12 protein-coding genes are annotated in these 26,275 nt (G+C 75.6%); 10 read left to right on the forward strand and 2 right to left on the reverse strand.

Annotated features, from left to right (window positions below):
- Window positions 1-156 precede the first annotated feature (156 nt).
- The 10 genes from OP18_RS41350 (at window position 157) to OP18_RS41395 (ending at window position 24,301) form a co-directional block, all read left to right on the forward strand.
- Window positions 157-1,158: a 3-oxoacyl-ACP synthase III family protein gene (locus OP18_RS41350; RefSeq protein WP_211273837.1), complete on the forward strand. Its 1,002-nt coding sequence runs from the start codon at window positions 157-159 to the stop codon at window positions 1,156-1,158.
- Complete coding sequence (locus OP18_RS41355) at window positions 1,148-3,097, forward strand: HAD-IIIC family phosphatase (protein WP_052388113.1); 1,950 nt, start codon at window positions 1,148-1,150, stop codon at window positions 3,095-3,097. The genes OP18_RS41350 and OP18_RS41355 overlap by 11 nt, the downstream gene beginning before the upstream one ends.
- A complete protein-coding gene (locus tag OP18_RS41360) occupies window positions 3,087-3,332 on the forward strand; it encodes an acyl carrier protein (protein ID WP_033364677.1) in 246 nt (81 codons plus the stop codon). Before OP18_RS41355 ends, OP18_RS41360 begins: the two co-directional genes overlap by 11 nt.
- The gene (locus tag OP18_RS41365) at window positions 3,329-4,075 is read left to right on the forward strand and encodes a 2-oxo acid dehydrogenase subunit E2 (RefSeq protein ID WP_033364678.1); all 747 of its coding nucleotides are present in this window, start codon (window positions 3,329-3,331) and stop codon (window positions 4,073-4,075) included. The genes OP18_RS41360 and OP18_RS41365 overlap by 4 nt, the downstream gene beginning before the upstream one ends.
- Window positions 4,075-5,352, forward strand: coding sequence for an FAD-dependent monooxygenase (locus OP18_RS41370; RefSeq protein ID WP_063745730.1), 1,278 nt, complete (start codon window positions 4,075-4,077; stop codon window positions 5,350-5,352). Before OP18_RS41365 ends, OP18_RS41370 begins: the two co-directional genes overlap by 1 nt.
- Complete coding sequence (locus OP18_RS41375; protein ID WP_033364679.1) at window positions 5,349-11,636, forward strand: type I polyketide synthase; 6,288 nt, start codon at window positions 5,349-5,351, stop codon at window positions 11,634-11,636. Before OP18_RS41370 ends, OP18_RS41375 begins: the two co-directional genes overlap by 4 nt.
- A 133-nt stretch (window positions 11,637-11,769) precedes the next feature.
- The gene (locus tag OP18_RS41380; RefSeq protein ID WP_033364680.1) at window positions 11,770-20,739 is read left to right on the forward strand and encodes a type I polyketide synthase; all 8,970 of its coding nucleotides are present in this window, start codon (window positions 11,770-11,772) and stop codon (window positions 20,737-20,739) included.
- Window positions 20,736-23,159, forward strand: a complete 2,424-nt coding sequence (locus OP18_RS41385) for a type I polyketide synthase (protein WP_245635705.1) — start codon at window positions 20,736-20,738, stop codon at window positions 23,157-23,159. Before OP18_RS41380 ends, OP18_RS41385 begins: the two co-directional genes overlap by 4 nt.
- On the forward strand, window positions 23,156-23,908 hold the full coding sequence (locus OP18_RS41390; RefSeq protein WP_162189896.1) for a thioesterase II family protein: 753 nt from the start codon (window positions 23,156-23,158) through the stop codon (window positions 23,906-23,908). Before OP18_RS41385 ends, OP18_RS41390 begins: the two co-directional genes overlap by 4 nt.
- 48 nt (window positions 23,909-23,956) lie before the next feature.
- Window positions 23,957-24,301, forward strand: coding sequence for a YrdB family protein (locus OP18_RS41395; protein ID WP_033364681.1), 345 nt, complete (start codon window positions 23,957-23,959; stop codon window positions 24,299-24,301).
- A gap of 63 nt (window positions 24,302-24,364) precedes the next feature.
- On the opposite strand, the gene OP18_RS41400 is transcribed toward OP18_RS41395, so the two are convergent.
- On the reverse strand, window positions 24,365-24,616 hold the full coding sequence (locus OP18_RS41400; RefSeq protein WP_156090147.1) for a hypothetical protein: 252 nt from the start codon (window positions 24,614-24,616) through the stop codon (window positions 24,365-24,367).
- Between the two features lie 33 nt (window positions 24,617-24,649).
- The coding region (gene scpA, locus OP18_RS41405; RefSeq protein WP_033364683.1) for a methylmalonyl-CoA mutase at window positions 24,650-26,275 on the reverse strand (1,626 nt) is incomplete at its 5' end.

Raw genomic sequence — 26,275 nt, forward strand, 5'->3', positions numbered from 1 at the left:
CGGCGACGACCGGCCGCCCGACATTTCCGCCGAGGAATGCGGCGGCGTACGAACGCGCCTTCGAAATGCAATGTCCGCCCGAGAGCAAAGGACAGTTCTTTGCGAATCACAGCCCTCAGTGAAGTGCTTCCGGGAGAACCGGTCACCAATTCCGACATGGCTGCCCGGTTCGGCCTGCACGAGCAGTGGCTCGAGCGGATGACCGGAAATCGCAGCCGCTATTTCTGCAACCCCGACAGTCCGGCCGGGGTGCCCAAGAGCACCGGCGACCTGGCCACCGCCGCGGGCGGCAAGGCCCTGGAGGCGGCCGGTCTCGGCCCGGGCGACGTCGACTTCCTCATCCTGACCACCGCGTCGCCGGACCATCTGATGCCGGCGACGGTGAACCTCGTCGCCGACCGGCTCGGCATCGACGGCGTGCCGACCTTCCAACTGACCTCCGGCTGCGCCGGTGCGCTGCAGGGCCTGTACACCGCGCGGGCGCTGCTGGCCGGCGGGCTGCGCCGCGGCCTGGTCATCGGCGCCGACACGTGCCTGAAGTTCTGGCCGTCCAAGCGCGACGTCGCCGACATGCGCCCCGCCGAGATGATCAACTTTGCGTTGTTCGGCGACGGCGGTGGCGCCGCGGTCGTCGAGGCCGACACCGACGGCCCCGGCTTCGTCGTCGAGCAGATGGTCCTGCGGGCGGTCGGCCTCGGCCGTAAGCCGGCGCAGGTGGTGCGCTGGTACGGCGCCGAAGGTGCGCCGCACGTCACCGGCCCGAACGGGATCAGCGCCCCGGAGCCGATGGGGGAGGAGGACTACAAGGCGATCGAACGGCACGTGCCGGAGGCGGCCGCCCGGGTCCTCGGCGAGCTCGGTGACCTCACCGGCTGGCTGCCCGCGGAGATGGACCGGGTCCTCACCCCGCAGCTCAACGGCGTCATGACGGAAAAGATCCGCGAGTACCTCGGGGTGCGTCCGGAGCAGGCGGTGTCCTGCGTGGCGGAGACCGGCAACAACGGCAACGCGCTGCCGTTCATCCAACTGCGCCGCGCGCGGGCCGGGATGAACGGCACCGCCGACGGCGCCCGGGTCATGGTCGCCACCATCGAGTCCTCCAAATGGGTCATCTCCGGCATGGCGCTGCGCCACCAGGGGGCCTCCGATGGCCGTTGACGTCGACGTCCAGCCCGTCCCGGCGGCCGGTGCCCCGCTGGGCGGCGTCGCGCAGCTGCGCGCCCTCAAGCGCACCGGCGGCCTCGGCGCCGCGGCGGCCGAGCTGCGCCAGGTGCTCGCCGGGCTCACCGACCCGCTGGACCTGGAGGCCGCCGGTGGGCTGCTGTCCGGCGTCCGCGCCCACGCCCAGCTGGCCGCCGAGGGCGGGTTCGTCCCGCAGCGGGTCGCGCTGCTGGGCAACTCCACCCTTGACGCGCTGCCCAACCTGTTGACCGCCACCCTGGTCCGCGACGGCCTGCTGCCGCAGGTGCGGCTGGCCGGCTTCGACCAGTGGCGGCTGGAGATCCTGACCGGCGCGCCGAACCTGGCCGACCTCGAACCGCGGGTCACCGCCTGCCTGCTCGACGACAACGCCGTGTTCGAGCGGGTCACCGACCCGCTGGACCCGGCACAGGTCGAGCGGGGCTGCGCGGCGTTCCCCGCCGACCTCGCCGCGTGGGCCGCGGCTTGCCGGCAGGCCCTCGGCGGCCTGGTCGTGCTGGCCACGGTGCCGCTGTCGGGGCTGCGCCGGGACCGGTACCGCGACTACGCCACCCGGGCCCGGGTCGAGGCCGCCTGGGAGCGGATGAACGCGGCGATCCTCGACCTCGGCACCGAGCAGGGCACGGTGGTGCTCAGCGCGGCGGCGATCGCGGCCCGCTTCGGCACCGCCGCCACCGGTGGCGTGCCCGGCTCCATCTTCGGCGCCGAGCGGATGCGGCACGTCGCCGGCCAGACGTTCTCCACCGCGTTCCTCGCCGGCTACGCCGAGGAACTCGCCCGGGTCGCCCGGGCCGACCTCGGCCGCTCGGCGAAGTGTCTCGTGCTGGACCTGGACAACACCCTGTGGGGCGGGGTGGTCGGCGACGACGGGCCGGGCGGCATCAAGCTCGGCGGCGCGTACCCCGGCTCCGCCCACCGCGAGCTGCAGGACCTGGCACACGACCTGATGCGCCAGGGCGTGCTGCTCACGGTCGCGTCGAAGAACGACGACGCGACCGCGCGGGAGGCGATCGACACCCACCCGGAGATGGTCCTGCGCGGCGACGCGTTCGTCGCGTTCGCCGCCGACTGGAATCCCAAACCCGGCAACGTCACCGCGATGGCGCAACAGCTGAACATCGGCAGCGACGCCATGGTGTTCCTGGACGACAACCCGGCCGAGCGCGACCTGATGCGCCGCGCCGCGCCGCAGGTGACGACCGTCGAGGTGGGCGCCGACCCGGCCGGGTACGCGACGCTGCTCGCCGCTCGGGGCGACTTCGCGCTGCTGCGGGTCACCGAGGAGGACCGCGGCCGCACCGCGATGTACCGCGCCGACGCCCAGCGCGCCGAGCTGTCCCGCACGGCGGTGGACCTGGAGCAGTACCTGGTCGACCTCGGCTCGAAGCTGAGCGTGGAGCGGCTCGCCCCGCTGAACGCGGCGCGCATCACCCAGCTGTTCGGCAAGACCAACCAGTTCAACCTCACCGGCCGCCGCTACGGCGACGACGAGGTCCGCCGGCGCGAGCACGAGCGCACCGCGGCCTACTTCGGTGCCCGCCTCGCCGACCGGTTCGGCGACCACGGCCTCATCGCCGCGGTCGCACTCGCCCGGTCCGACGACGGCGCGTGGGAGATCGAGAACATGGTGCTCAGCTGCCGCGTGTTCAGCCGCAACGTCGAGGACGCCCTGGTCGGGCTGATTCTGCGGGCCGCACTGGCGGCCGGCGCGCCCGCGGTGCGCGGTGGGTTCGTGGCATCGCCGAAGAACGGCAAGTTCGCCGGGTTCTACCCCGGCCTGGGGTTCGCGCCGGTCGGCGGCGCACCCGGGCGATACCAGCACGACCTGCGGGAGCTGCCGACGCTGCCCCGCTGGATCCAGATCACGCCGGACGAAGAGGTGTTCCATGTCCACTGAGGTTGTCGTCGAGGTCGTCGCCCAGCTGCTGGACGTCGATGAGGAGGAGCTCACCGCGCAGCGGCCGTTGGCCGCGATCGCCGGCTGGGACTCGGTCAACTCGCTGCGGGTGCTGGTGTACCTGGAGCGCGAGCTCAACGTGTCGCTGGACTACGAGCGGTTCGTCGCCGCGCAGACCGTCGGCGACCTGGCCGCCATCACCGCCGACGCGCAGCGGGCCGGCGCGCGGCCATGAGCCCGACGACCGTGCCGTTCCCGCCGGCCAGGCGGCAGACGTACACGTTCCTGCGCGACGCGCGCCGCACCGCCCACGTCTACCTCCTGGCCGAGGTCGACGCGGCGGCGCTGCGCGCGGCGCGCGGGCCCGGCGGACCCAGCTACGTCACCTACGTCATCAAGGCGGTCGCGGAGGTCCTCGCCGGCTACCCCGACGCCCGCGCGGTGCTCAGCGACGGCGCCCGGCCGCGGCTGACGGTCTTCGACGACGTGCACGCCAAGGTCCTGTTCGACCGGACCGTCGACGGGCAGCGATGTGTGCTGTCCGGCACCGTCGAGTCGGCGCAGACCCGCACGATCGAGGAGATCCAGGCGGCGGTCGACAGCTACAAACGGGCCCCGGTCGACGGTGGCGGCCCGTTCGCCTCGGTGCGCCGGTTGCAGCGGTTGCCGCTGCCGATCGCGTGGCTGCTGTACCGGCTCGTCCTGCGCGACCCGGTGCGGCGCGCCACGCTGCAGGGCACGTTCGCCGTGACGTCGGTCGGGCAGGAGCCGGTCCAGGTGATCCTGCCGATGATCGCCGGCACCCTCGGCTTCGGCGTCGGGCGCATCGCTGACAGTCCCGTCGTCCGCGACGGCGAGATCGTCGTCGCGCCGGTGCTGACGCTGTCCCTCACCTTCGACCACCGGGTCCTCGACGGCGCCATGGCCGCGGAGATCCTCGGCCGGGTCAAGCACCGGCTCGAGCATTGGGAGCAGTGATGAGCGAGTTTTCCGAACTGCCCGGCACCACCGACGTGCTGATCGTCGGCGGCGGGCCGGCCGGCGCGCTGCTGGGCTGCCTGCTGGCCCGCCGCGGTATCGACGTCGTCGTCGTGGAGAAGCAGCAGGACCTGGAGCGCAGCTTCCGCGGCGAGAACATCGCCCCGCGCTCCGTGCACACGCTGCGCGAGCTCGGCTTCGGCCCGGCGCTGGACGCGCACGGCTACCTGTCCATCGACAGCGTCACCGCGATCGAGCGCGGCCGGCGGCTGCTGCGCCTGGAGTACGGCAAGTTCCCCCTGGCGACGCTGCCGATCGACATCCCGCAGCCGGCCCTCATCGGCATCTTCCTCGCCGCCGCGCAGGCGCATCCGAGCTTCCACCTGGCCATGGGCACCGCGTTCACCGGGCTCACGGAGCACGACGGCGCCGTCACCGGCGCGACCCTGCGCGGGCCGGGCGGGGCGGCGACGAGCATCCGGGCCCGGGTCGTGATCGGCGCCGACGGCCGGTTCTCCAAGGTCCGCCAGCGCTCCGGGCTGGCCGCCGACATCACGCCGATGGCGCGGGACTTCCTGTCCTTCAAGCTGCCCCGGCCGGCGGGCTGGGGCGACGACGGCTACCTGATGATCGAGGACGACCGGCACCTGGTCGTCCTGCCGACCTGGCCGGACTTCCTGCGCATCGGCCACAACCTGCCCAAGCGGCAGCTCGGCGAGCTGCGGGCCGCCGGCCTGCCGGCGTTCAAGGCCGGCATCGCCTCGCTCGACCCGCGCCTGGCCGACCTCGTCGAGGAGCACATCACCAGCTGGGAGGACACGTCGTTCCTGGAGATCTTCACCGCGGAGATGCGGGAGTGGGCGCGCGACGGGCTGCTGCTCATCGGCGACGCGTCGCACACCTGCACACCGATCCTCGGCCAGGGCGTCAACCTCGCCATCCAGGACGCCGTGTGCCTGGCACCGGTCCTCGCCGGCGCCCTGTCGCGCGGCGGCGACCGGCCACTGCCCGCGGCCACGTTCGACGGGTACGTCGCCATGCGCCGCCGGCACAAGACGACCGTCACCCGCTACCAGCGGTTCCAGGAAGGCGCGCTGGCCGAGAAGCACCCGGTCAAGCTGTTCATCCGGCGGGTGCGCTTCGCCACCCTCAACCAACTGCCCCTCAAGTACCGCCTGCTCGACCGGGTGGTCAACGCCGCCCACCCGATCGACCCGGTGGACATCGCGGCCGGGGCGCCGGCCCTCGTGCCGTCAGTCAGGAGTGGTCAACGATGAGTCACGACGCACCCAAGCGCATCGCGGTGGTCGGCATGGCCGGCCGGTTCCCCGGCGCGTCCGATGTGGACGCCCTGTGGCGGCTGCTGACCGACGGGCAGGAGGCGATCGTGCCGGTGCCCGCCGACCGGTGGGACCGCACCGCCCAGCTCGACCCGGAGAAGTCGGTGCAGGACGTCGGCGGGTTCATCGACGGCGTGGACCTGTTCGACCCGACGTTCTTCGGCATCTCACCGCGCGAGGCCGAGGACGTCGACCCGCAGCACCGGGTGCTGCTCGAGGAGGTCTGGCGGGCACTGGAGGACGCCGGGACGCCGGCCGCCACCCTGCGCGGCACCCGCACCGGCGTCTACGTCGGCTCGTCCTGGCACGACTACGAGCTGCTGCGCAAGGACCGGGGCACCCCGACCACCCAGCACAGCACCGTCGGCACCGCGATGGACATGCTGTCGGCCCGCATCTCGTACCTGCTCAAGCTCACCGGCCCCAGCCTCACCGTGGAGACCGGCTGCTCCTCCTCGATGGTGGCGCTGCACCTGGCCTGCCAGGCGCTGCGGCACGGCGAGGTCGACGGCGCGTTCGTCGGCGGGGTCAACCTCATCCTGTCCTCCGACGGCTCCGTCGGCCTCACCCACTTCGGCGGGCTGTCGCCCGACGGCCGCTGCAAGGCGTTCTCGTCCTCCGCGAACGGTTTCGTGCGCGGCGAGGGTGTCGTTGCCCTGTACCTCAAGACGCTCGACCGGGCGATCGCCGACGGTGACCACATCCGCGGCGTCATCGTCGCGACCGGTGCCAACAACGACGGCGGCGGCGACGGGCTGGTCGTGCCCAACCCGGCCGGTCAGGAGGACCTGCTGCGTCGCGTGTACGACGAGGCGGGCGTCCCTTTGTCCGACGTGGTGTACATCGAGGCGCACGGCACCGGCACCGGCCGCGGCGACCCGATCGAGGCGACGGCGATCGGCCGGGCGCTCGCGAGCCGCCGCGACCCCGGCGCCGCGCCGCTGGCCCTCGGCTCCGTCAAGACCAACATCGGCCACCTCGAGCCGACCGCCGGCCTCGCGGGCCTCGTCAAGGTCCTGCTCGCCGCGCGGCACGGGACGGTACCGGCGAGCCTGCACAGCGCCGAGCTCAACCCGGACATCCCGTTCGACGAGCTGCGCCTGACCGTCGCCCGGCAGCCGTTACCGCTGCCCACCGACCGGCCCGCCTATCTCGGCGTCAACTCCTTCGGCTGGGGCGGCACCAACGCCCACGCCGTCGTCGCCGCGGGCGCCGCCGTCCCGGAACCGGCCGGCCGTCCGGCCGGCGGTCCGGCGGGTGCGCTCGGCATCCCGGCCGTCGTCGCCGTGTCCGGCCACACCGAGGACAGCCTCCGCGAACGCGCCGCGCAGCTGGGCGACGCCGCGGCGGCCGTCACCGGCCCGGCGGGACTCGCCGCGTTCGCCGGTGCCCTCGGCAGGCACCGCGACCACTTCACCCACCGCGCCGGCGTGGTCGCCGACAGCGTCGAGTCGCTGCGCGACCGGCTCGCCGAGCTCGCCGGCACGGCCACCGACGCCGGGGCCGAGCTCCCGGGTGTCCACACCGGACGGCCCCGCACGCACGGCCGCACCGCGTTCGTCTACCCCGGCCAGGGCGCCCAGTGGGGTGCGATGGGGCGGCAGCTCTACGCGCAGAGCCCCACCTTCGCCGCCGCGATCGACCGGTGCGCCGATGCGCTGTCGGCGTTCGTCGACTGGGACCTGCGGGCGGTCGTGTCCGGCACCGCCGGTGACGGCTGGCTGGAGCATCTGGACATGATCCAGCCGACGCTGTGGGGCGTGTCGGTGGCCCTGACCGAGCTGTGGCGCGCCGCCGGCGTCGAACCCGACGTCGTGGTCGGCCACTCCCAGGGCGAGGTCACGGCGGCGACGATCGCCGGGATCCTGTCGCTGCGCGACGCGGCCCGCATCGTCGCCACCCGCAGCCGGCTGGCGCTGCGGGCCACCGGCAAGGGCCGGATGCTCGCCGTCGACCTGGACCTGGACGGTGCCCGCGCCGCGCTGGCCGGCTTCGAGGACCTGGTGTCCGTGGCGGTCAACAACGGCCCGACGTCGTGCGTGCTGTCCGGCGAGACGGAGGCGGTGCTCACGCTCAAGGAGATCCTCGACGCCGAGGGCACCTTCTGCCGGCTGGTCAACGTGGACTACGCCTCGCACAGCCCGCAGATGGACGTCCTGCTCGACGACCTGCGCGCCGAGCTGCACGGCGTCGCGCCGCGGACCGGCGCCGTGCCGCTGATGTCCACGGTGGACCTGCGGTCGTGCGCCGGCCCCGAGCTCGGCGGCGACTACTGGGCCCGCAACCTGCGCCAGCCGGTGCTGTTCGCCGACGCGATGGCCCGGCTCTTCGACGACGGTGTCACGCACGTCGTGGAGATCAGCCCGCACCCGATCCTCGTGCCGGCCCTGGAGCAGCTCGCCGCCCTGCGCGCCGAGCCGCCGGCGGTGCTGGGCACGATGCGCCGCGACACGGGAGCGCCGGCGGACATCGCCGGCGCGTTCGCCCGGGCCTACGTGGCCGGCCTGGCCCCGTTCGCCGGGCCGTCCGGCACCCCCGAGGCGGCGGTGCCCCCGTACCCGTGGCAGCGCAAGCGGTACTGGATCGCCAGTGGCACCAGGACGGCCGGCGCCTCGACCGGGTTCGAGCCGGCCCTGGAGCCGGCGACCACGGAGACCGGCGTCTGGCAGGGCGCCGTCGACGTGTCCACCGCGGCACTGCCCTGGATCGGCGACCACCGGGTGCACGACGCGGTCGTCCTGCCCGGCGCGGCGATGCTGGCGCTGGCGCTGTCCACCGGCCGAGCCCGCACCGGCGCGCTGCCGGGCCGGCTCGACCGGGTCGCGTTCCACCGGGACCTGACGCTGCCCAGCGGGACCGACGAGCCGGTCCGGGTCGCCGTGGTGCTGCGCGACGACGTCACCGGCGGCGGCAGCTTCACCCTGCTGTCCAGGGCGCCGGGCGCCACGGACTGGACCACGCACGCGACCGCGCGGCTGGCCCCGGCCGCGCCGGCGGAGCCGCCGCGGTTCCCGGCGCACCTGGCCGACGGCCGCGACGGCGCCGAGGACCACCCGGTGGACGCCCTGTACGCGGCGTGCACCGCCCGCGGGCTCAACTACGGCCCCGCGTTCCAGGGCGTCACCGCCGTCACCGTCGTCGGCGACGAGGCCCTCGGCACGGTCCGGCTGCCCGACCGGTGCCGGGCCGGCGCCCGCCCGCACGGGCTGCACCCCGCGCTGTGGGACGCCGCCCTGCAGGTGTCGCTGGCGCTGTACCCGGGTGACGCGGCCGTCGTGCCGACCGGGGTCGCGTCGGTGGCGGTGCTGCGTGACCCGGCCGAGCCGGTGACCGAGGTCTATTCGCATGTCGTACGGCGCGACGCCACCACCTGCGACCTCGTCCTGTACGACGCCGGCCGGGAGCCGCTGCTGGCGATGACCGGGCTGACCTTCGCCGTGCTGCCCGCCGGTGACCGCTCGGACGGGATGGCGCAGCGGCTGCACCGGCTGCGGTTCGACCTCGACGCGGGGGTACCCGCGGCCGACGGGCCGGTCGGCTCGTGGCTGCTGGCCGCGCCGGCCGACGGCGGGCGGGCCGAGGCCTTCGCCGCGGCGCTGCGCGCGGCCGGCGCCGACGTCGCGGTGTCGGCCGGGGGGTCCGTCCCGGCCGGTGTCGAGCCGGACGTCGTGGTGTTCCTCGCCCCGGACGCCGGCGCGGGTCTCGCCGCGCAGCGCGCCGGGCTGCTGGAGCTGACCGAACTGGTCCGTGCCAGCGTCCGCCGGGCGGTGCCGCCGCGGCTGGCGGTCGTCACCACCGGCGCGCAGGACGTCCGCGCCGGCGACGTCCCCGACCCGGGCGCGGCCCTGTACTGGGGCTACACCAGGGTGCTGCGCCGTGAGCACGGCGAGCTGTCGCCGGTGCTCGTGGACGTCGACGCCGACCCGTCGTGGGCGGCGGCGTGCGCCGCGGAGCTGCTGCACGGCGGCGGCGACGGCGGGCCCGCCGCGGCGGAGGACCAGGTCGTGCTCCGCGGCGGTGACCGGTTCGTCGGCCGTCTGGTGCGCGGCACCCCCGAGCCCGACGCCGAGCGTCCCGCCGTGGTGTGGCGGACCCCGCCGCAGCCGTTCCGCCTCGTCGCGGACCGGCCCGGCTTCTGGGACGGGCTGGTCTACAAGCCCCTGGCCCGTCTGGCGCCCGGCGCCGGGGAGGTGGAGGTGGAGGTCGACGCGGCGGCGCTCAACTTCATCGACGTGATGAAGGCGATGGGCACCTATCCCGGCATCGAGGGCCGCGCGGCCCGGCTCGGCGGCGAGTGCGCCGGTCGGGTCACCCGCGTCGGGCCCGGCGTCACCGGGTTCGCGGTCGGCGACCGGGTCGTCGGCTGCGCGTTCGGCGCGTTCGCGTCGCACGTGACACTGCCCGCGGCGCACTGCGCGGTGATCCCCGACGCGATGTCCGACGCCGACGCGGCAGCGCTGCCGCTGGTGCTCATGACCGCCTGGTACGGCCTCAACGACCTGGCCCGGCTGGAGCCCGGCGAGACCGTGCTGATCCACTCCGCGACCGGCGGGCTCGGCCTGGCCGCGATCGCTGTCGCCCGGCACCTCGGCGCGGAGGTCGTCGCGACCGCCGGCACCGAGCACAAGCGGGCCCGGCTGCGCGCCATGGGCATCGCGTCGGTCTTCGACTCCCGCGACCTGAGCTGGGCCGACGAGGTCCGCGCGGCGACCGGCGGGCGGGGCGTCGACGTCGTGCTCAACTCGCTCACCGGCGCGGCGATCCCGCTCGGCCTGGACGTCCTCGCCGAGGACGGCCGGTTCGTCGAGGTCGGCAAGAAGGACATCTACGCCGGCCGGACGATCAGCCTCGACGCCTTCCGCAAGGGGGTCAGCCTCGCCTCGGTCGACCTCGCGGGGCTCATGGAGCGCCGCCCGGCGCGGTTCGCGAAGCTGCTCGCGGACGTGTGGGCGCGGGTGGGCACCGGGGAGGGCTGGACGCTGCCGGTGCTGCCGTACCCGTTCGCGGACGCCGCGGAGGCGCTGCGCACCATGGGCCGCGGCACCCACATCGGCAAGTTCGTCCTCGTCGAGCCGGCCTCGGTGCGCTCCGTCGCGCCGGACCCGCTGCCCGGCGGGCGGCTGCGTGCCGACGGCACCTACGTCATCAGCGGCGGCCTCGGCGCTCTCGGCCTGAGCCTGGCCGAGGACTTCGCGGCGCGCGGCGCGGGCGCGGTGGCCCTGCTGGGCCGGCGGGAACCGGGCCCGGACGCGGCGGCGCGCATCGACGCGCTCCGCGCGGGCGGCACGCAGGTCACCACGGTCGCCGTCGACGTCGCCGACGAGGCGGCCACGGTGACCGCGCTGGACAAGCTGCGCCGCGAGCTGCCCCCGCTGCGCGGTGTCGTGCACGCCGCGGGCCTGCTCGAGGACGCCACCATCGGCAACCTGGAGGCGGCGCAGGTGGAGCGGGTGCTGCGGCCCAAGGTCGACGGCGCCCGGCACCTGGACGCCGCGACCCGCGACGACCCGCTGGACCTGTTCGTGCTGTTCTCCTCGGGCGCCGCGCTCGTCGGCAACGCCGGGCAGGCCGCCTACGCGGCCGGTAACGCATACCTCGACGCGTTGGCGGCCCGCCGGGTCGCCGAGGGACGCCCGGCGCTGTCCGTGCAGTGGGGGCCGTTCGAAGCGATCGGTCTGGCCGCCGCCGACGACAACCGGGGCGCGCGGCTGGCCGAGCGGGGCATGACCGGGTTCACGGTGCAGGAGGCGTGGCCGGCCCTGGCGGCGCTGCTCACCGCCCCGGCCGGTGGCGTGCCGGTCGTCGGGTACCTGCCGATGAACCTGCGGCAGTGGTTCGACGCCTACCCGGACACGGCGGCGCAGCCGAGCTGGCGGGTGCTGCGCGAGGAGGCCCGCTCCGGCGGCACCGCGGGCGGCTCCGGCAGCGCCGCGCTGCTCGCCCAGCTGCGCGCCGGCACCGAGGCCGAACGCCTCGTGCTGGTGGAGAGCCGGGTCAAGGAGCTTGCCGGCCGGGTGCTGCGGCTCGACCCGGCCGCCATCGACCGCGACGCGCCGTTCAAGTCGCTCGGCCTCGACTCGCTGATGGGGCTGGAGCTGCGCAACCGGCTGGAAGGGGCGTTCGGCCTGCGGCTGTCGCCGACGCTGCTGTGGAGCTACGGCACGTCGCAGGCGCTGGCCGGGGTGCTCTGCGAGCGGCTCTTCGCCGAGCCGGCCGCCTGAGCCGGCCGCGCTTCGTTTCGCTCAGTCGGGCGGACCACCCGGAACGGACGGCCCCGTACGGCGGCGCCGACCAGCGCCGCCGTACGGGTGCCACTTCCCGAACGACTCTCCTGTGACTCCTGTGAGGACGGACATGGACCAGCGTGGAACCGACCAGGCCGCACCGACGCCGTTGTCGCGCGCCCTGGACACCATCAAGAAGCTGCGGGCGCAGCTGGACGGGCAGGGGGGCGCGCAGGCGGTCGCCGTCATCGGCGCGGGACTGCGGCTGCCGGGCGGCATCGAGACGCTGGACGGTTACTGGGCGGCGCTGACCGCCGGCCGGGACCTGGTCCACGCCCGCCCACCGGGCCGCAAGTGGCCCTTCACGGCCGAATGGGACGCGCTGCCCAACCGGGGCGGCTGGCTGGAGGAGGTGCTCGGCTTCGACGCGGACTTCTTCGGCATCAGCCCGCGCGAGGCCCGCGCCCTCGACCCGCAGCAGCGACTGCTGCTGGAGGTGGCGTGGGAGGCCCTCGAGCACGCCGGGGTGCCGCCGCGCGCGCTCAAGGACGTGCGCACCGGCTTCTACCTCGGTATCACCAACGCCGACTACCGCGACTGGGAGCCGGCCGGCTCCGACGTGTACTGGGCGACCGGCAACGGCAACTGCTTCGCCGCCGGCCGGGTCGCCTACACGCTCGGGCTCACCGGCCCGGCCGTCGCCGTCGACACGGCGTGCTCGTCGTCGCTGGTCGCCGTGCACCAGGCGGTGCAGGCGCTGCGGCGGGGGGAGTGCGAGGTGGCCCTGGCCGGCGGCGTGAACCTGCTGCTGTCGCCGCGCTCCACCCGCTACGGCAAGGAGATGGGTTCGCTCGCCCCGGACGGGCTGTGCAAGACGTTCGACGCCCGCGCCAACGGCTTCACCCGCGGCGAGGGCTCCGGCATCGTCGTGCTCAAGCGCCACGCCGACGCGGTCCGCGACGGTGACCGCGTCCTCGGCATCATCCACGGTTCCGCGGTCAACCAGGACGGCCGCTCCACCGGCTTCACCGCGCCGAACGTCCTGGCGCAGATCTCGCTCATCGAGGCCGCCCTGGCAGACGCCCGGCTCACCGCCGCGGACGTCGGCATGGTCGAGGCGCACGGCACCGGCACCGCCCTCGGCGACCCGATCGAGATGGACGCCCTCGCCACCGCGCTCGGCCGGCGCAACGGCGGTGCCCCGCTGCACGTCGGCGCGGTGAAGACCAACCTCGGCCACCTGGAGGCCGCCGCCGGCATCGCCGGTCTGCTCAAGACGCTGCTGTGCCTGCGGTACCGGCAGATCCCGCCGCTGGTGCACTTCGACACCCTCAACCCGCGCATCGACCTGTCCGGCACCGGCATCGCCGTGCCGGGCGAGCTGACCGGCTGGTCGCCGGCCGCGGGCCGGTTCGCCGGGGTCAGCGCGTTCGGGATGAGCGGCACCAACGCCCACGTCGTGCTCGGCGCGGCAACCGACCCTGCGCCGCTGCCGGCGATCAGGGTGGACGGCTTCGAGATCTCGGCCCGTGACGAGGGTGCGCTGCGGCGCCTCGCCGGCCGGTTCGCCGCGGCCGCCGACGCCCTGGATCCCGCCGACTATCCGGCGTTCGCGTACACCGCCACGCACGGTCGCACCGGCCACCCGGTCCGGGCCGCGATCCGCGCCACCGGCCCGGGCGAGGCCGCCGCGGCCCTGCGGGCCGTCGCCGCGGGCACCGGCAACCCGGGCACGTCGCCGGTCACGGACTCGCCGGAGGAACTGCCGCGCCGAGTCGCGGATCTCCCGCCGTACCCGTGGCGGCGTTCCCGGCACGCCCCGGAGGAGCTGGACACGCCGATCCCCGCCTACGAGGTCGCCTGGCAGCCGCTCGACCCGGCACCGGCCGCCGCGACACCGCTGGTGCTCGCCGGTGACGACCCGGCGGTGCTGACCCCGCTGGCTGCCGCGGCCCGCGCCGCCGGCCGCGACGTGACCGTCCTCGGGCCGGTCCCCGGCAATGCGGGCCCCGTGCCCGCCGGCGACGCCGAGTGGGCCGCGTTCTGGGGTGGCCGCCCGGTCCCCGCGGTGCTGGCCCTCGCCTTCACCGCCGCCGCCCTGCCGGCCGGCGATGCTGTGGCGGGCGACGGCGCTCTGGCGGTCGACAGCGCTGTGGCGGCCGACGGCGCACGGCTGTGCGCGGCCGTCACCACCGCGGTCCGGTCGCTGCCGGCCGGTGCCGTCGCCTATGCCCTCACCACCGCCGCCCGCGCCGCCGTCCCGGGCGACGTCTGCGTGCCCGGCGTGCACGGGCTCGTCAACGGGCTCGGCGCCGTCCTCGGCCTGGAGTTCCCGGCGACCTGGGGCGGCCTGGTCGACCTGCCCGCCGAGCTGTCCCCGGCGGGTGCCGCGGCGCTGGCGGGCCTGCTCGGCTCGACCGGGGCCGACGACGTCCTGGCGGTGCGCGGCGCGGCCGTGCACACCGCGCGGCTGCGGCCGGCGGCCGTCACCGCGGGCGCGGGCGGTCTGCCCGTCGACGGCGACGGGACCTACCTGGTCACCGGTGCGCTCGGCGGAGTCGGCCGGGCGGTGGTGAGTGACCTCGTCACCCGCGGCGCCCGGCACCTGCTGCTGGTCGGGCGGACCGCGGCCGCGGACCTGCGCCCCGCCGCCCGTGACGCGCTCGCCGCCTGGCGGGCCGCCGGCGCGACGGTGACCTACCGGTCCGCCGACGTCGCCGACCCTGCGGCGCTCGCCGCCGCGGCCGCGGCGGTCCCCGGATCGCCGCCGCTGCGCGGCATCGTGCACGCCGCCGGGACGCTACGGGAGGTCCCGCTCGGCACGGCGACCGAGGCGGACTTCGCCGAGGCATTGGGCGCCAAGTGGGCCGCGGCGTGGCAGCTGCGGCGGCTCGCCGCCGAGCACCCGGTCGAGTTCGTCGTGCAACTGTCGTCGGTGACGGCGCTGTGGGGGACCGCCGGCTACGGCCCCTACGCCGCGGCGAACGGCGGGCTGGACCTGCTCGCCGCCGTCCCCGGCGGCCCGCCGACCCGCACGGTCGCGTTCGGCCCGTGGGACGTCGACGGCATGGTCGACCCGGCGTCGCTGCGCGGCCTGGCCCGCGCCGGCGTCGGCGCGGTGACCGCCCCGGTCGGCTGCGCGGCGCTCGGCGCCGGCCCGTCGACCGGCGACGGCTACCTCGTCGTGTGCCCGGTCGACTGGGACCGGTTCACGGAGGTGACCGCCGCCCGCCGCCCCCGCGCCCTCTTCCCCGACGGCACCACCGCACCGTCGACCGCACCGCCGTCCGCACCACCGCAGGCGCCGGCCGCCGCACCGTCGACCGCAGCGCCGGTGGCGCCGGCCGCAGCCGCGACGCCGGCCACGGAGCCGGTGCCGGCCACCGCGCTCGTGCCGGTCACGGCCCGCGCCGACCTGCTGGCGCTGCCCGAGGTGGCCCGGCGCGACGCGGTGGCCGGCATCGTCACCGCGGCGGTCGCGGCGGTCCTCGGCCACACCGGCGGCCGGGTCCCCGCCGACGTCGGGTTCTTCGACCTCGGCCTGGACTCGATGATGGCCGTCGACCTGGCCAAGGCCCTCGCCGCCGAGCTCGGCGTCCCGGTCACCATCTCCGACGTCTTCGACCACCCGACCGCCGGCGCCCTCGCCGACCTGCTGGACGGGCGCCTGGCCGGCCTGCCCGAGCCTGCCCCGGCCGCGCCCGAACCGTTCGCGACCGTGTCCGGGCCCGACGCGACGGAGCACGCCGGGCCGTCCGCCGGGCCGTCCGCCGGGCCGGAGCCGGTCGCGGACCCGTCCGGCGCCGAACCGATCGCGGTCGTCGGCATGGCCGGGCGGTTCCCCGGCGCCGACTCGGTCGAGGAGTTCTGGGCACTGCTGCGCGACGGCCGTGACGCCGTCGGCGACGTCCCGCCGTCGCGCTGGGACAGCGCCGCGCTGCGCGCCGATGACCCGCTGCGGGCCGGCACCGTCACCACCGACCAGGGTGGCTTCCTCAACGACGTGGACCGCTTCGACGCCGGCTTCTTCGGCGTCCCGGCCCGCGAGGCGGAGAACCTCGACCCGCAGCACCGGCTGCTGCTGGAGTCGGCGTGGCACGCCCTGGAGTCCGCCGGGACCGACCCGAGCGGCCTGGCCGGCTCCCGCACCGGGGTCTTCGTCGGCATCTCCAACTCCGACTACGGCAGGCTGCTGGAGCGCGGCGGCCTCGAAGGGCTCGACGCGTACTTCGGCACCGGCACCGCGCTCAACGCCGCCGCCGGGCGGATCGCGTTCACGCTCGGGCTGCGCGGCCCGGCCCTCGCCGTCGACACCGCCTGCTCCTCGTCCCTGGTCGCGGTGCACCTGGCGATCCGTTCACTGCGGCAGGGTGAGAGCGACCGGGCGATCGCCGGCGGCGTCAACGTCATCGCCGCGCCGACCGCGTCGGTCGCGGTGAGCCGGGCGCACATGCTGTCGCCGGAGGGCCGGTGCAAGACGTTCTCCGCGGGCGCGGACGGCTTCGTGCGCTCCGAAGGTGTGGGCGTACTGGTGCTGCGCCGCCTCAGCGACGCCCGGCGTGACGGCGACCCCGTCCTCGCCGTCCTGCACGGCAGCGCGGTGAACTCCGACGGCGCCTCGTCCGGGCTCACCGTGCCCAGCGGGAGGGCCCAGGAGGACGTCATCGCCGACGCCCTCGCCGACGCGCGGGTCGCGCCCGGCGACATCGACCTGCTCGAGGCGCACGGCACCGGCACGGCCCTCGGCGACCCGATCGAGCTGGCCGCCGCGTGGTCGGTGCTGGGCCGCGGGCGTGCACCCGGCCGCCCGTTGCACCTCGGCTCGGTCAAGAGCGTCGTCGGGCACTGCGAGTCGGCCGCCGGGGTGGTCGCCCTCATCAAGACGGTCCTGGCGTTGCGGCACGGGCAGCTCCCGCCCAACCTGCACTGCGCCGAACTCAACCCGCACGTGCCGTGGCAGGACATGAACGTGCACGTGGTGGACGGCCTGCTGCCGTGGCGGCGGCGTGGGGAGCGGCCGCGCCTGGCCGGTGTGTCCGGCTTCGGGTTCAGCGGCACCAACGCCCACGTCATCGTCGGTGAGGCGCCCGCCGCGGCGGACCGGCCCGCCGCCGCCCCCGGCGCCGTGCTGCTGCCGCTGTCCGCGGCTGACGAGGAAGGCCTCGCCCGGGTCACCGAGGCGTGGACGCACCGGCTCGCCGACGCCACCGACGACGAGACCGCGGCCCTGGCGGCCACCGCCGGCGCCGGCCGGGCCCACCTTCCGGTGCGCCGCGCCGCCGTCGGTGCCACCCGGGAGCAGCTGCTCGCCGCGCTCGGCCGTGGCCCTGCCGTCCGGTCGTCCCGGCCGCCGCGCGTCGCGTTCCTGTTCTCCGGCCAGGGCAGCCAGTACTTCGGGATGGGCGCCGAGCTGTACCGTACGGAACCGGTCTTCCGCGACGTCATCGACGCCTGCGCCGCGCACTTCGGCGACGCGCTCGGCGCCCCGCTGACCGACCTGATGTTCGCCGGCACCGACCGGGAGCTGATCAACCAGACCCGCGTCACCCAGCCGGCGCTGGTCGCGCTGGAGCTGGCGCTCGCCGCGCTGTGGCGGTCGTGGGGCGTCGAGCCGGTCGCGGTGCTCGGGCACAGCGTCGGTGAGATCGCCGCCGCCGTGCACGCCGGGGTGCTGACCCTGCCCGCCGGCCTGGACCTCATCGCGCACCGGGCCCGCCTCATGCAGGGCACCGCGGCCGGGTCGATGCTCGCCGTCGTCGCCGCGCCCGACGTGGTCGCGGCCCGCATCGACGGCACCGGCCTGGACATCGCCGCGGTCAACGGGGCGCAGGCGACCGTGGTGGCCGGCGAGCCCGCGGCCGTGGCGGCGTTCGCGGCGGACCTGACCGCCGCCGGCATCCAGAGCCGGCCGCTGGTGGTGTCGCACGCGTTCCACTCGCGGCTGATGGAGCCGATCCTGGCGCAGCTGCGGGCCGCGATCGACGGGCTGGAGCACGCCCGGCCACGCATCCCGATCGTCGCCAACGTCACCGGCCGGCTCGCCGCGCCGGGGCAGTACGACGCGGGCTACTGGTGCGAGCACGTGCGCCGCCCGGTCCGCTTCGCCGACGGCGTCGAGCAGCTGCGCGAGCTGGACATCGACCTGTACCTGGAGATCGGGCCCGGCCGGACCCTGGGGAACCTGGCCACGGCGGCCGGTGCCGCGACCGCCGAGACCGCGCTGGCGTCGCTGCGGCGCGGCGCGGCGGACCGTACGGCGCTGCTCGGCGCGGCCCGCACCCTGTACGAGCGCGGTCAGCGCCTGAACTGGGCGGCCGTGCAGGACGGCCCGCGGGCGGACGCGCCCCGCTACCCGTTCGCGGGCACGCGCTACTGGGTGCCGGCCGCTGCCGCGGCGGCTGCCGGTGCCGCCGCCGGTGCCGTGCCGGGCACCCCGCACTGGGGGCGGGAGCTGCGCTCACCGGGTCTCGCCGGCGGGCGCGTGTTCAGCTTCGAACGCAGCCCGGTGTTCCCGCCGTACCTCGGCGACCACCGCCTGTACGGCACCGTGGTCACACCGGCCGCCTCGCACCTGGCGACGCTGCTCAGCGCGCTCGCGCCCGGCGGGCAGCCGATCACGGTGGAGGACTTCGTGTGCCCGCGCGCCCTGGTCATCAAGGACGACGAGCGTTACGAGGTGCAGCTGCTGGTGTCCGAGGGCGACGGTGAGCAGCCCCGGATCAGCGTGCAGAGCCTGTCCGACCCGGTGCAGGGCCGCTGGCAGGAGCACATGTCGGGCCGTCTCGGCGCGCCCGCGGTCGCGGCGCCCGGTGCGGCGCCGGACCCGGCGGCGTTCATCGCCACCGCCGAGCGGCACATCACCGGCGAGGAGTTCTACCGGCAGGCGCGGGAGCTCGGCTACACGCTCGGTCCGGCGTTCCGGTGGGTCGGTGAGGCGTGGCTGCGCGGCAACGACACACTGGTGCGCTACCGCCGCCCGCAGCTGCCCGACGACCCGGCCGACTACGAGCTGTACCCCGGCCTGATCGACTCGTGCTTCCAGAGCATCGCCGGGTTCCTCGGTGACGGGCCCGACGGGGAGTCCCCGGAGCTCGCGATCCCGTTCGCGGCGCGCAGGCTGGCCTTCACCGGCCGTCCCGACGCCGGCGACGAGCTGTGGGGGCACGTCACCGTGACCCAGGCCGCGCCGCTGTCGCAGGGCCGCTGGCGGGTCGAGAGCGCCGACATCCGGCTCTTCACCGGCGCGGGCCGGACCCTGTTCACCGCGGACGACTTCCGGGTCCGGGCCGCCTCGCGCACCGTGCTGCGGCAGAGCCTCAAGGGCGGCCCGTCCGGCGGCTACCGCATCGAGCACGTCCCACTGGACACCACGCCGGCCGTCACGCCGGCCGTCACGCCGCACGGGGCGCGCGTCACGATGGTCGGCGGGACCCCCGCGCTGCACGCCGCCGCGGCGGCGTTGCCGGCCGGGGACGCCGAGCTCGTCGCCGACGCCCGGTTCCTCGACGCGGCCGCCGCCGGTGCACCGGAGGTCCGGCGGGCGGTGTGGGAGCTCGTGACGTCGCTGCGGCTGGCGTCGCCCGACGTGCCCTATGCGGTGCTGGCCGCCGGTGGTGCGCAGGCGGCCCCGCTGCGGCAGGCACTGTGGGGGATGCTCGCGGCGCTGGAGGCCGAGCAGCCCCGCCGCCGCCTGTTGCGGGTCACCGTCGAGGGGGTCGTGGACCCCGCACTGCTGGCCGGGGTCCTCGCCCGGGCCGCTGCCACCGGGGTACCCGAGCCGAGCCTCACCGTCGAGGCCGGCGCCGCGCAGCCGGTCAGGGTGGCGAGGCTGGTGCCGATCACGGCCGCCGCGGCGATCGCGGAGTGGCCGCGGAACGTCCTGATCAGCGGTGGTCTCGGCGCGCTCGGTCTGAGCAGCGCCCGGCTCCTTGCCCGGCAGGGCACCGCAGCGGTCACCTTGCTGGGGCGTTCCGCACCGGACCCGGCGGCGCAGGAGGTCATCGACGATCTCATCGCCGCCGGAGTCACCGTCAGCGTGGTCCGCGGCGACGTCACCGACCCGGCCGACTGCGCCCGCGCGGTCGCCGCGGCCACCGTGACCGGCCCGTTGCACGGCGTGCTGCACCTCGCCGGTGCGCTGGACGACCGCCCGTTCGACGAGCTCGACGAGGCGTCGCTGGCGAAGGTGTTCGCGGCCAAGGCGGCCGGCGCCGAGCACCTCGCGGCGGCCGCCGCCGGGCAGCCGCTGACCGCGTTCGTGCTGTTCTCGTCGGCGTCGAGCCTGCTCGGCTCGGCCGGGCAGACGAACTACGGTGCCGCGAACGGCTTCCTGGACGGTCTCGCCGAGGCGCTGCGCGCCGCCGGAGTGCCGGCCACGTCGGTCAACTGGGGTCCGTGGACCCCGGCGGTGAAGGGTGGCATGGCGGCCGCCGACGCGGTCCGCCGCGCCGGTGAGCGGCTCGGCGTGCGGCCCCTGGACGACGACGGCGCGGCGCCGCTGCTGGAGCTGGCCGTCGCCGGTGAGTTGCCCCGGCTGCTCGCCGTCGACCTGGAGGTCGCGCGGTACGCCCAGCAGGCCGCCGGGCACCCGCGGGCGGCACTGGTCGCGGCGCTCAGCGGCAGTGCGGCCGGCTCGGGCGGCGCCGCTTCCGCGGACACGCGGCCGGCCCAGGCGAAGGGCTGGCTGCGCCGGGACGCCGACGGTCTCGCCCCGGACGCCCGGGAGGCGGTGCTGCGCGGCGCCGTGCGGCAGATGCTCGGCGTCATCGTCGGCGACGCCGGTGCCGTTGACGAGAGCCTCAGCTTCGCCGAGATCGGCCTCGACTCGATCATGGTGATCGACCTGCGGTCCCGGCTGGAGCACGCCATGGGCACCGACCTACCGGCCACGGTGGGCATCGACTACCCGACCGTGCCGGCGATCACCCGCTTCGTGCACGACCTGGCTTACCCGGAACCCGCCGTGGGGGCTGCCGCAGCACCGGCCGCCGAAACCCACCCGGTCGCCGCCGGTGACCCGGACACCGATCTGTCCGGGCTCTCCCTCGACCAGCTCATCCTTGCCGTCCAACAGGACCTGATCAGCGAGAAGAAGGGATGACCGTGGAACTGGAACAGCTGCGTCACCTGATGGAGGAGCAGCTCCGCCTGTCCCGCACGTTGAAGACCCGCGTCGCCGAGCTGGAGGGCGCGCGCCGGGCGCCGCTCGCGGTCGTCGGGCTCGGGCTTCGGCTGCCCGGTGGGCTCAGCACACCGGAGGCGTACTGGGACTTCCTCAACAGCGACCACACGGCGATCGGCCCGATCCCCGCGGACCGGCCCGGCCTGCGCGCCGCGTACGACCCCGCCGGAGGGCCTGGCAAGTCCTACGTGGACCAGGCCGGGTTCCTCACCGGGATCGCCGACTTCGACGCCGGGTTCTTCGGCATTTCCAACCGGGAGGCCGAGGCCCTGGACCCCCAGCAGCGGCTGCTGCTGGAGACCGCATGGGAGGCGATGGAGCGCGCGGGCATCGCGGTGCGGCGCGCCGACCGGCTCGACACCGGCGTGTTCGTCGGCATCATGGGCGCGGAGTACTCGCAGCGGCTCGCCCCGGCCACCGACAAGTCGGGGATCGACCCGTACTTCGGCACCAGCGGCGGGCTGTGCTTCGCCGCCGGCCGGATCAGCTACGCGCTCGGCCTGGCCGGCCCGGCGCTGAGCGTCGACACCGCCTGCTCCTCGTCGCTGGTGGCGCTGCACCTGGCGGCACAGGCGCTGCGGCGCGAGGAGTGCCGTTACGCGATCGTGGGCGGCGCCAACCTGGTGCTGTCCGCCGACCTCATGGTGTCGCTGTGCCAGAGTGGCGCGCTGGCCCCGGACGGGCGCACCAAGGCGTTCCGCGCCGACGCCGACGGGTACGGCCGCGGCGAGGGCGCCGGGGTGCTGGTGCTGATGACGCTTGAGCGGGCGCTGCGCGAGGAGCGCACGGTCCTGGCCGTGGTGCGCGGCACCGCCGTCAACTCCGACGGCGCCTCCTCCGGGCTCACCGTGCCCAGCGGACCGGCGCAGCAGCAGGTGATCCAGGCCGCGCTGCAGGAGGGCGGCGTGCGCCCCGACGAGGTCGGCTACGTCGAGGCCCACGGCACCGGTACCCGCCTCGGCGACCCCCTCGAAACGGGCGCGTTGCAGGCGGTCTTCGGCGCGGCCGCCGGTGCCCGCGGCGTGCCGCTCGCGATCGGCAGCGTCAAGTCCCGCATCGGCCACCTCGAGGCCGCCTCAGGGATCGCGTCGCTGGTGAAGCTGGTGCTGATGCTGCGCGCCGGGCGGATCCCCGCCGCCCGCAGCGTGGCCGACGGCCCGCTCAACCCGTTGATCCCGTGGGCGGACAACCACCTGACGGTGCCCGACCGCGGCACGCCGTGGCCGGCGGCGCTGCCGCACCGCATCGCCGGGGTCAGCGCGTTCGGGCTCAGCGGCACCAACGCGCACGCCGTGCTGGAGGCGTTCGACCCGCAGCGGGTTGCGGCGCTGCTGCCGCACCGGGCCGCGCCGGCGGCACCGGCGAATGCCGCGGTGCCGGCGCCGCACCTGGTCACCGTGTCGGCGAAGGACCCGTCGGCGGTGCGGCAGCTCGCTCTGACGCTCGCGTCCCGGCTCGCCGGCCTCGGCGCCGCCGAGCTGTCCTCGGCGAGCCACACGCTGCGCACCGGCCGGGCCGCGTTCCCGTACCGGCTGGCCGTCCTCGGCGACACCGGCGCGGAGCTCGCCCGGCACCTCCGCGCCGCGCCGATCACCGACGCGTCGGCGGCGTTTCCCCAGGTGCGGTTGCACTGGGGGCCGGACGCGCCGGGCACGAGCGCCGCGGCGGACCGGCTCGCGGCCGCGTTCCCGCTGCTCGGGGCGGGAGACCAGCGCACGGACCCGACCCCTGACCGGCTCGCCCGGATGCTGACACTGCTCGGCGTGGCGGTCCGCACCGGCGCGGACCCGGGCCTGCCGGCGGGCGTGGCGCGGCTGTGCTGGGACGATCAGGCGCACCCGCTGCTCGACGGCGACCCGGAGCAGGCGCCGCGGCTGCTGCTGGCCGCGCTCAGCGCGCTGTTCCAGGCCGGCGGCGACCCGCGGTTCGACGCGCTGCGCCGCCCCGGCGACCGGATCGTCGCCGATCTGCCGGTCTACCCGTTCCAGCGGCGCCGGTTCTGGGTCGACGAGCCGGACCTGACGCCGACGACCGTGGCCGCCGGCCCGTCCGGCGCGGTCGCCGGCGTCGACGGCGGGCTGTCGCACGACGAGGTGACCGACTCGCTGATGGCCGAGCTGCGCGAGGTGCTGCACGCCGAGGAGGAGCTCGACCCGCGGCAGTCGTTCCTGGAGATCGGCGGCGACTCGTTCACCGCCATGCTCTTCGTCAAGGGCGTCGAGCAGCGGTTCAACACGACGGTACCGCTGGAGCTGATGGACATGGACGCGCCGCTCGCGTCGCTGCTGGGCTGCCTCGCCACGGACATCGTCGGTGCCGGCCGGCTGGTCGCCCGGTGACGGCGTTCATCCGGCCGCGTCCCCTGGTCGTGCCGGCGGTGCGGCTCATCGGGTTCCACCACGCGGGCGGCTCCGCCGCCTCGTACTTCCCGATGAGCCGCCACCTGCCGGCCGACTGGGACATCGCCCTGCTGGAACTGCCGGGGCGCGGCAAGCGCGCCGCCGACGTGCCGCTGCGCGGTATGGCGGCGGTCATCGGTCGCGCCCTGGCGGATCTGGAGCCGCTGCGGGACGCTCCGGTGGCGCTGTTCGGCCACAGCATGGGCGCGATCGTCGCCTGGGAGGTGGCGCGGGCGTGGAGCGCGGCGGGCAGCCCGCCGCTGTGGGTCGGCCTGTCCGGCCGGCTCCCGCCCGGCTGGCCGAACGCCCGCCGGGGCCTGCACCGCCTCGGCGACGCGGCGCTGCTGGCCGTCCTCGACGACCTCGGCGGGGTGCCGGAGTGGCTGGCGGACAACCCGGCGTTCCGCGACCGTTTCCTGCGTCTGGTCCGCGCCGACCTGGCCGCCGTCGAGTCCTACCACCCGACCGGGTTCCAGGCGCCGCTGGACTGCCCGTTGACCGTCTACGGCGGTGCCGGCGACCGGTGGGCGGCGCCGGCGGCGATGGCGGCCTGGTCGGCGCGCACGACCGGCCCGTTCGCCCACCACGTCTTCCCGGGCGGGCACTTCTACTTCGCCGGCGACGCCCTGCCCGGGTTCGCCGCGCGGCTGGCCTGCGACGTCACAAAGGTCATGGCGATGGCGGCCTGAGCCGATATCGTCTCGGGCGGATGTCCTTCGCTACCTTGGAGAAGGTTGATGCTGGCTGGACTGCAGATGGGGAACCTCGCGGTGCGGTTCCTGGCGGAGCTCGCGGTGCTGGCCGCGGTCGGCTACTGGGGTTTCACACTCAATGCCGGCGGCCTGGTCAAGACCGCCGCCGGGGTCGGTGGCCCGCTGCTGCTGGTGGTGATCTGGGCGCTGTGGGGCGCGCCGAAGGCGGCGATGAAACTGGAGGGCGCCGCGCACCTGGTGCTCGACGTGGCGTGGTTCGGCTCCGGGGTCCTGGCCCTGTGGGCCGCCGGCCGCCTCACGTGGGCGCTGATCCTGGGCGTGGTGTACGTGGTCAACCTGGCGCTGCTGCTGATCTGGAAGCAGGGCTGAGCTTCACCGACGACAGCAGGGGCGCGGCTCGCATCGCGGGCCGCGCCCCTGCCTGCCGCCGGGTCACCGCCTGGGTACGGCGGCTGAGCACCGAAACGCCGCGTAGTGCCGCCGCCGGCGCCCGTCGGGCGGGCACCGGTGCGGCCCGCGGCGGTGCGACGAGACCTGCCGGCGGCGCACCGGTACCGGGTCCGTGACCGGGTAGATGCCCGGCAGCGGGATCGGCGACACGAACGCGCCGTACGCGACGAGACCCTCGGCGACGAACCCGAACAGCTGCCGCGTCCGCCGCCACATCACCTTCACCATCGCCATGCCGCGAGGCTGCCCGGTGCCGGTAAAGCGCCGCTAAGACCGGCGAGGGGCGGGATGGTCGAGGCGCGCGCGCAGGACGGCGAGGAGGCCCAGCGCGGCGTCGGCGATGACCGTGCCCGGCGGGAAGATCGCCACCGCACCGGCGGCCCGCAGCGCGTCGTGGTCCTGCGGCGGGATGACGCCGCCGGCGACGATCAGGATGTCGTCGCGGCCGAGGGCATCGAGCTCGTCGCGCAGCGCCGGGACCAGGGTGAGGTGCCCGGCGGCGAGGGAGCTGACGCCGACGATGTGCACGTCGGCCTCGACGGCCTGCCGGGCCACCTCGGCCGGGGTCTGGAACAGCGGGCCGACGTCGACGTCGAAGCCGAGGTCGGCGAACGCGGTCGCGACGACCTTCTGGCCGCGGTCGTGGCCGTCCTGGCCCATCTTCGCCACCAGGATGCGCGGCCGGCGGCCCTCGTCCGCGAGGAAGTCGTCGGTGGCCCGCCGCGCCGACTCGACGTTCGACACGGTGCCGACCTCCGTGCGGTACACGTCGGTAACGGTCTGGATCTGGGCGGTGTGCCGGCCGAAGACCGCCTCGACGGCGGCGCACATCTCACCGACGGTCGCCCCGGCGCGGGCCGCCTCGACCGCCAGCGCGAGCAGGTTGGCGGTGCCGGCGGCGCCGTCGGTCAGTGCGGCCAGGGCCGCGCGGCAGGCGTCGGTGTCGCGTTCGGCGCGCAGCCGGCGCAGCTTCTCCAACTGCCCGGCGCGGACGGCGCTGTTGTCGACCCGCAGGATGTCGATCGATGTGTCGTCGCCGGTGACGTACTGGTTCACGCCGATGACCGGCTGCTGCCCGGAGTCGATCCGCGCCTGGGTGCGTGCGGCGGCCTCCTCGATGCGCAGCTTCGGCAGCCCGGTCTCGATCGCGGCGGCCATGCCCCCGGCCGCCTCGATCTCCTGGATGTGCTGCCAGGCCCGCTCGGCCAGGTCGGCGGTGAGCCGCTCCACGTAGTAGGAACCGCCCCACGGGTCGACGACCCGGGTGGTGCCGGACTCCTGCTGCAGCAGCAGCTGCGTGTTGCGGGCGATGCGGGCGGAGAAGTCCGTCGGCAGGGCGAGGGCCTCGTCGAGGGCGTTGGTGTGCAGCGACTGGGTGTGGCCCTGCGTCGCGGCCATCGCCTCCACGCAGGTGCGCACCACGTTGTTGAACGGGTCCTGCGCCGTGAGGGACCAGCCGGAGGTCTGGCAGTGGGCGCGCAGCGCGAGGGACTTGTCGCTCGTCGGGGCGAACTGCCGCACCAGGCGCGCCCACAGGAGCCGGGCCGCGCGCAGCTTCGCGACCTCCATGAAGAAGTTCATGCCGACGGCCCAGAAGAACGACAGCCGCGGCGCGAACGCGTCGATGTCCAGGCCGGCGGCGAGCCCGGCACGGATGTACTCGACGCCGTTGGCGAGCGTGTACGCCAGCTCCAGGTCGGCCGTGGCACCGGACTCGTGCATGTGGTAGCCGGAGATGGAGATCGAGTTGTACCGCGGCATCTTCCGCGACGTGTACGCGAAGATGTCCGAGACGATCCGCATCGACGGTGCCGGCGGGTAGATGTAGGTGTTGCGGACCATGAACTCCTTGAGGATGTCGTTCTGGATCGTGCCGGACAGCTGCTCCGGCGT

This window comes from Dactylosporangium aurantiacum (assembly GCF_000716715.1).
GTDB lineage: Bacteria > Actinomycetota > Actinomycetes > Mycobacteriales > Micromonosporaceae > Dactylosporangium > Dactylosporangium aurantiacum.

Bases quoted from the DNA above. Each gene is read 5' to 3' on its own strand.
- OP18_RS41350 (WP_211273837.1), top strand. From the start codon at position 157: ATGGCTGCCCGGTTCGGCCTGCACGAGCAGTGGCTCGAGCGGATGACC.
- OP18_RS41355 (WP_052388113.1), top strand. From the start codon at position 1,148: ATGGCCGTTGACGTCGACGTCCAGCCCGTCCCGGCGGCCGGTGCCCCG.
- OP18_RS41360 (WP_033364677.1), top strand. From the start codon at position 3,087: ATGTCCACTGAGGTTGTCGTCGAGGTCGTCGCCCAGCTGCTGGACGTC.
- OP18_RS41365 (WP_033364678.1), top strand. From the start codon at position 3,329: ATGAGCCCGACGACCGTGCCGTTCCCGCCGGCCAGGCGGCAGACGTAC.
- OP18_RS41370 (WP_063745730.1), top strand. From the start codon at position 4,075: ATGAGCGAGTTTTCCGAACTGCCCGGCACCACCGACGTGCTGATCGTC.
- OP18_RS41375 (WP_033364679.1), top strand. From the start codon at position 5,349: ATGAGTCACGACGCACCCAAGCGCATCGCGGTGGTCGGCATGGCCGGC.
- OP18_RS41380 (WP_033364680.1), top strand. From the start codon at position 11,770: ATGGACCAGCGTGGAACCGACCAGGCCGCACCGACGCCGTTGTCGCGC.
- OP18_RS41385 (WP_245635705.1), top strand. From the start codon at position 20,736: ATGACCGTGGAACTGGAACAGCTGCGTCACCTGATGGAGGAGCAGCTC.
- OP18_RS41395 (WP_033364681.1), top strand. From the start codon at position 23,957: ATGCTGGCTGGACTGCAGATGGGGAACCTCGCGGTGCGGTTCCTGGCG.
- OP18_RS41400 (WP_156090147.1), bottom strand. From the start codon at position 24,616: ATGGCGATGGTGAAGGTGATGTGGCGGCGGACGCGGCAGCTGTTCGGG.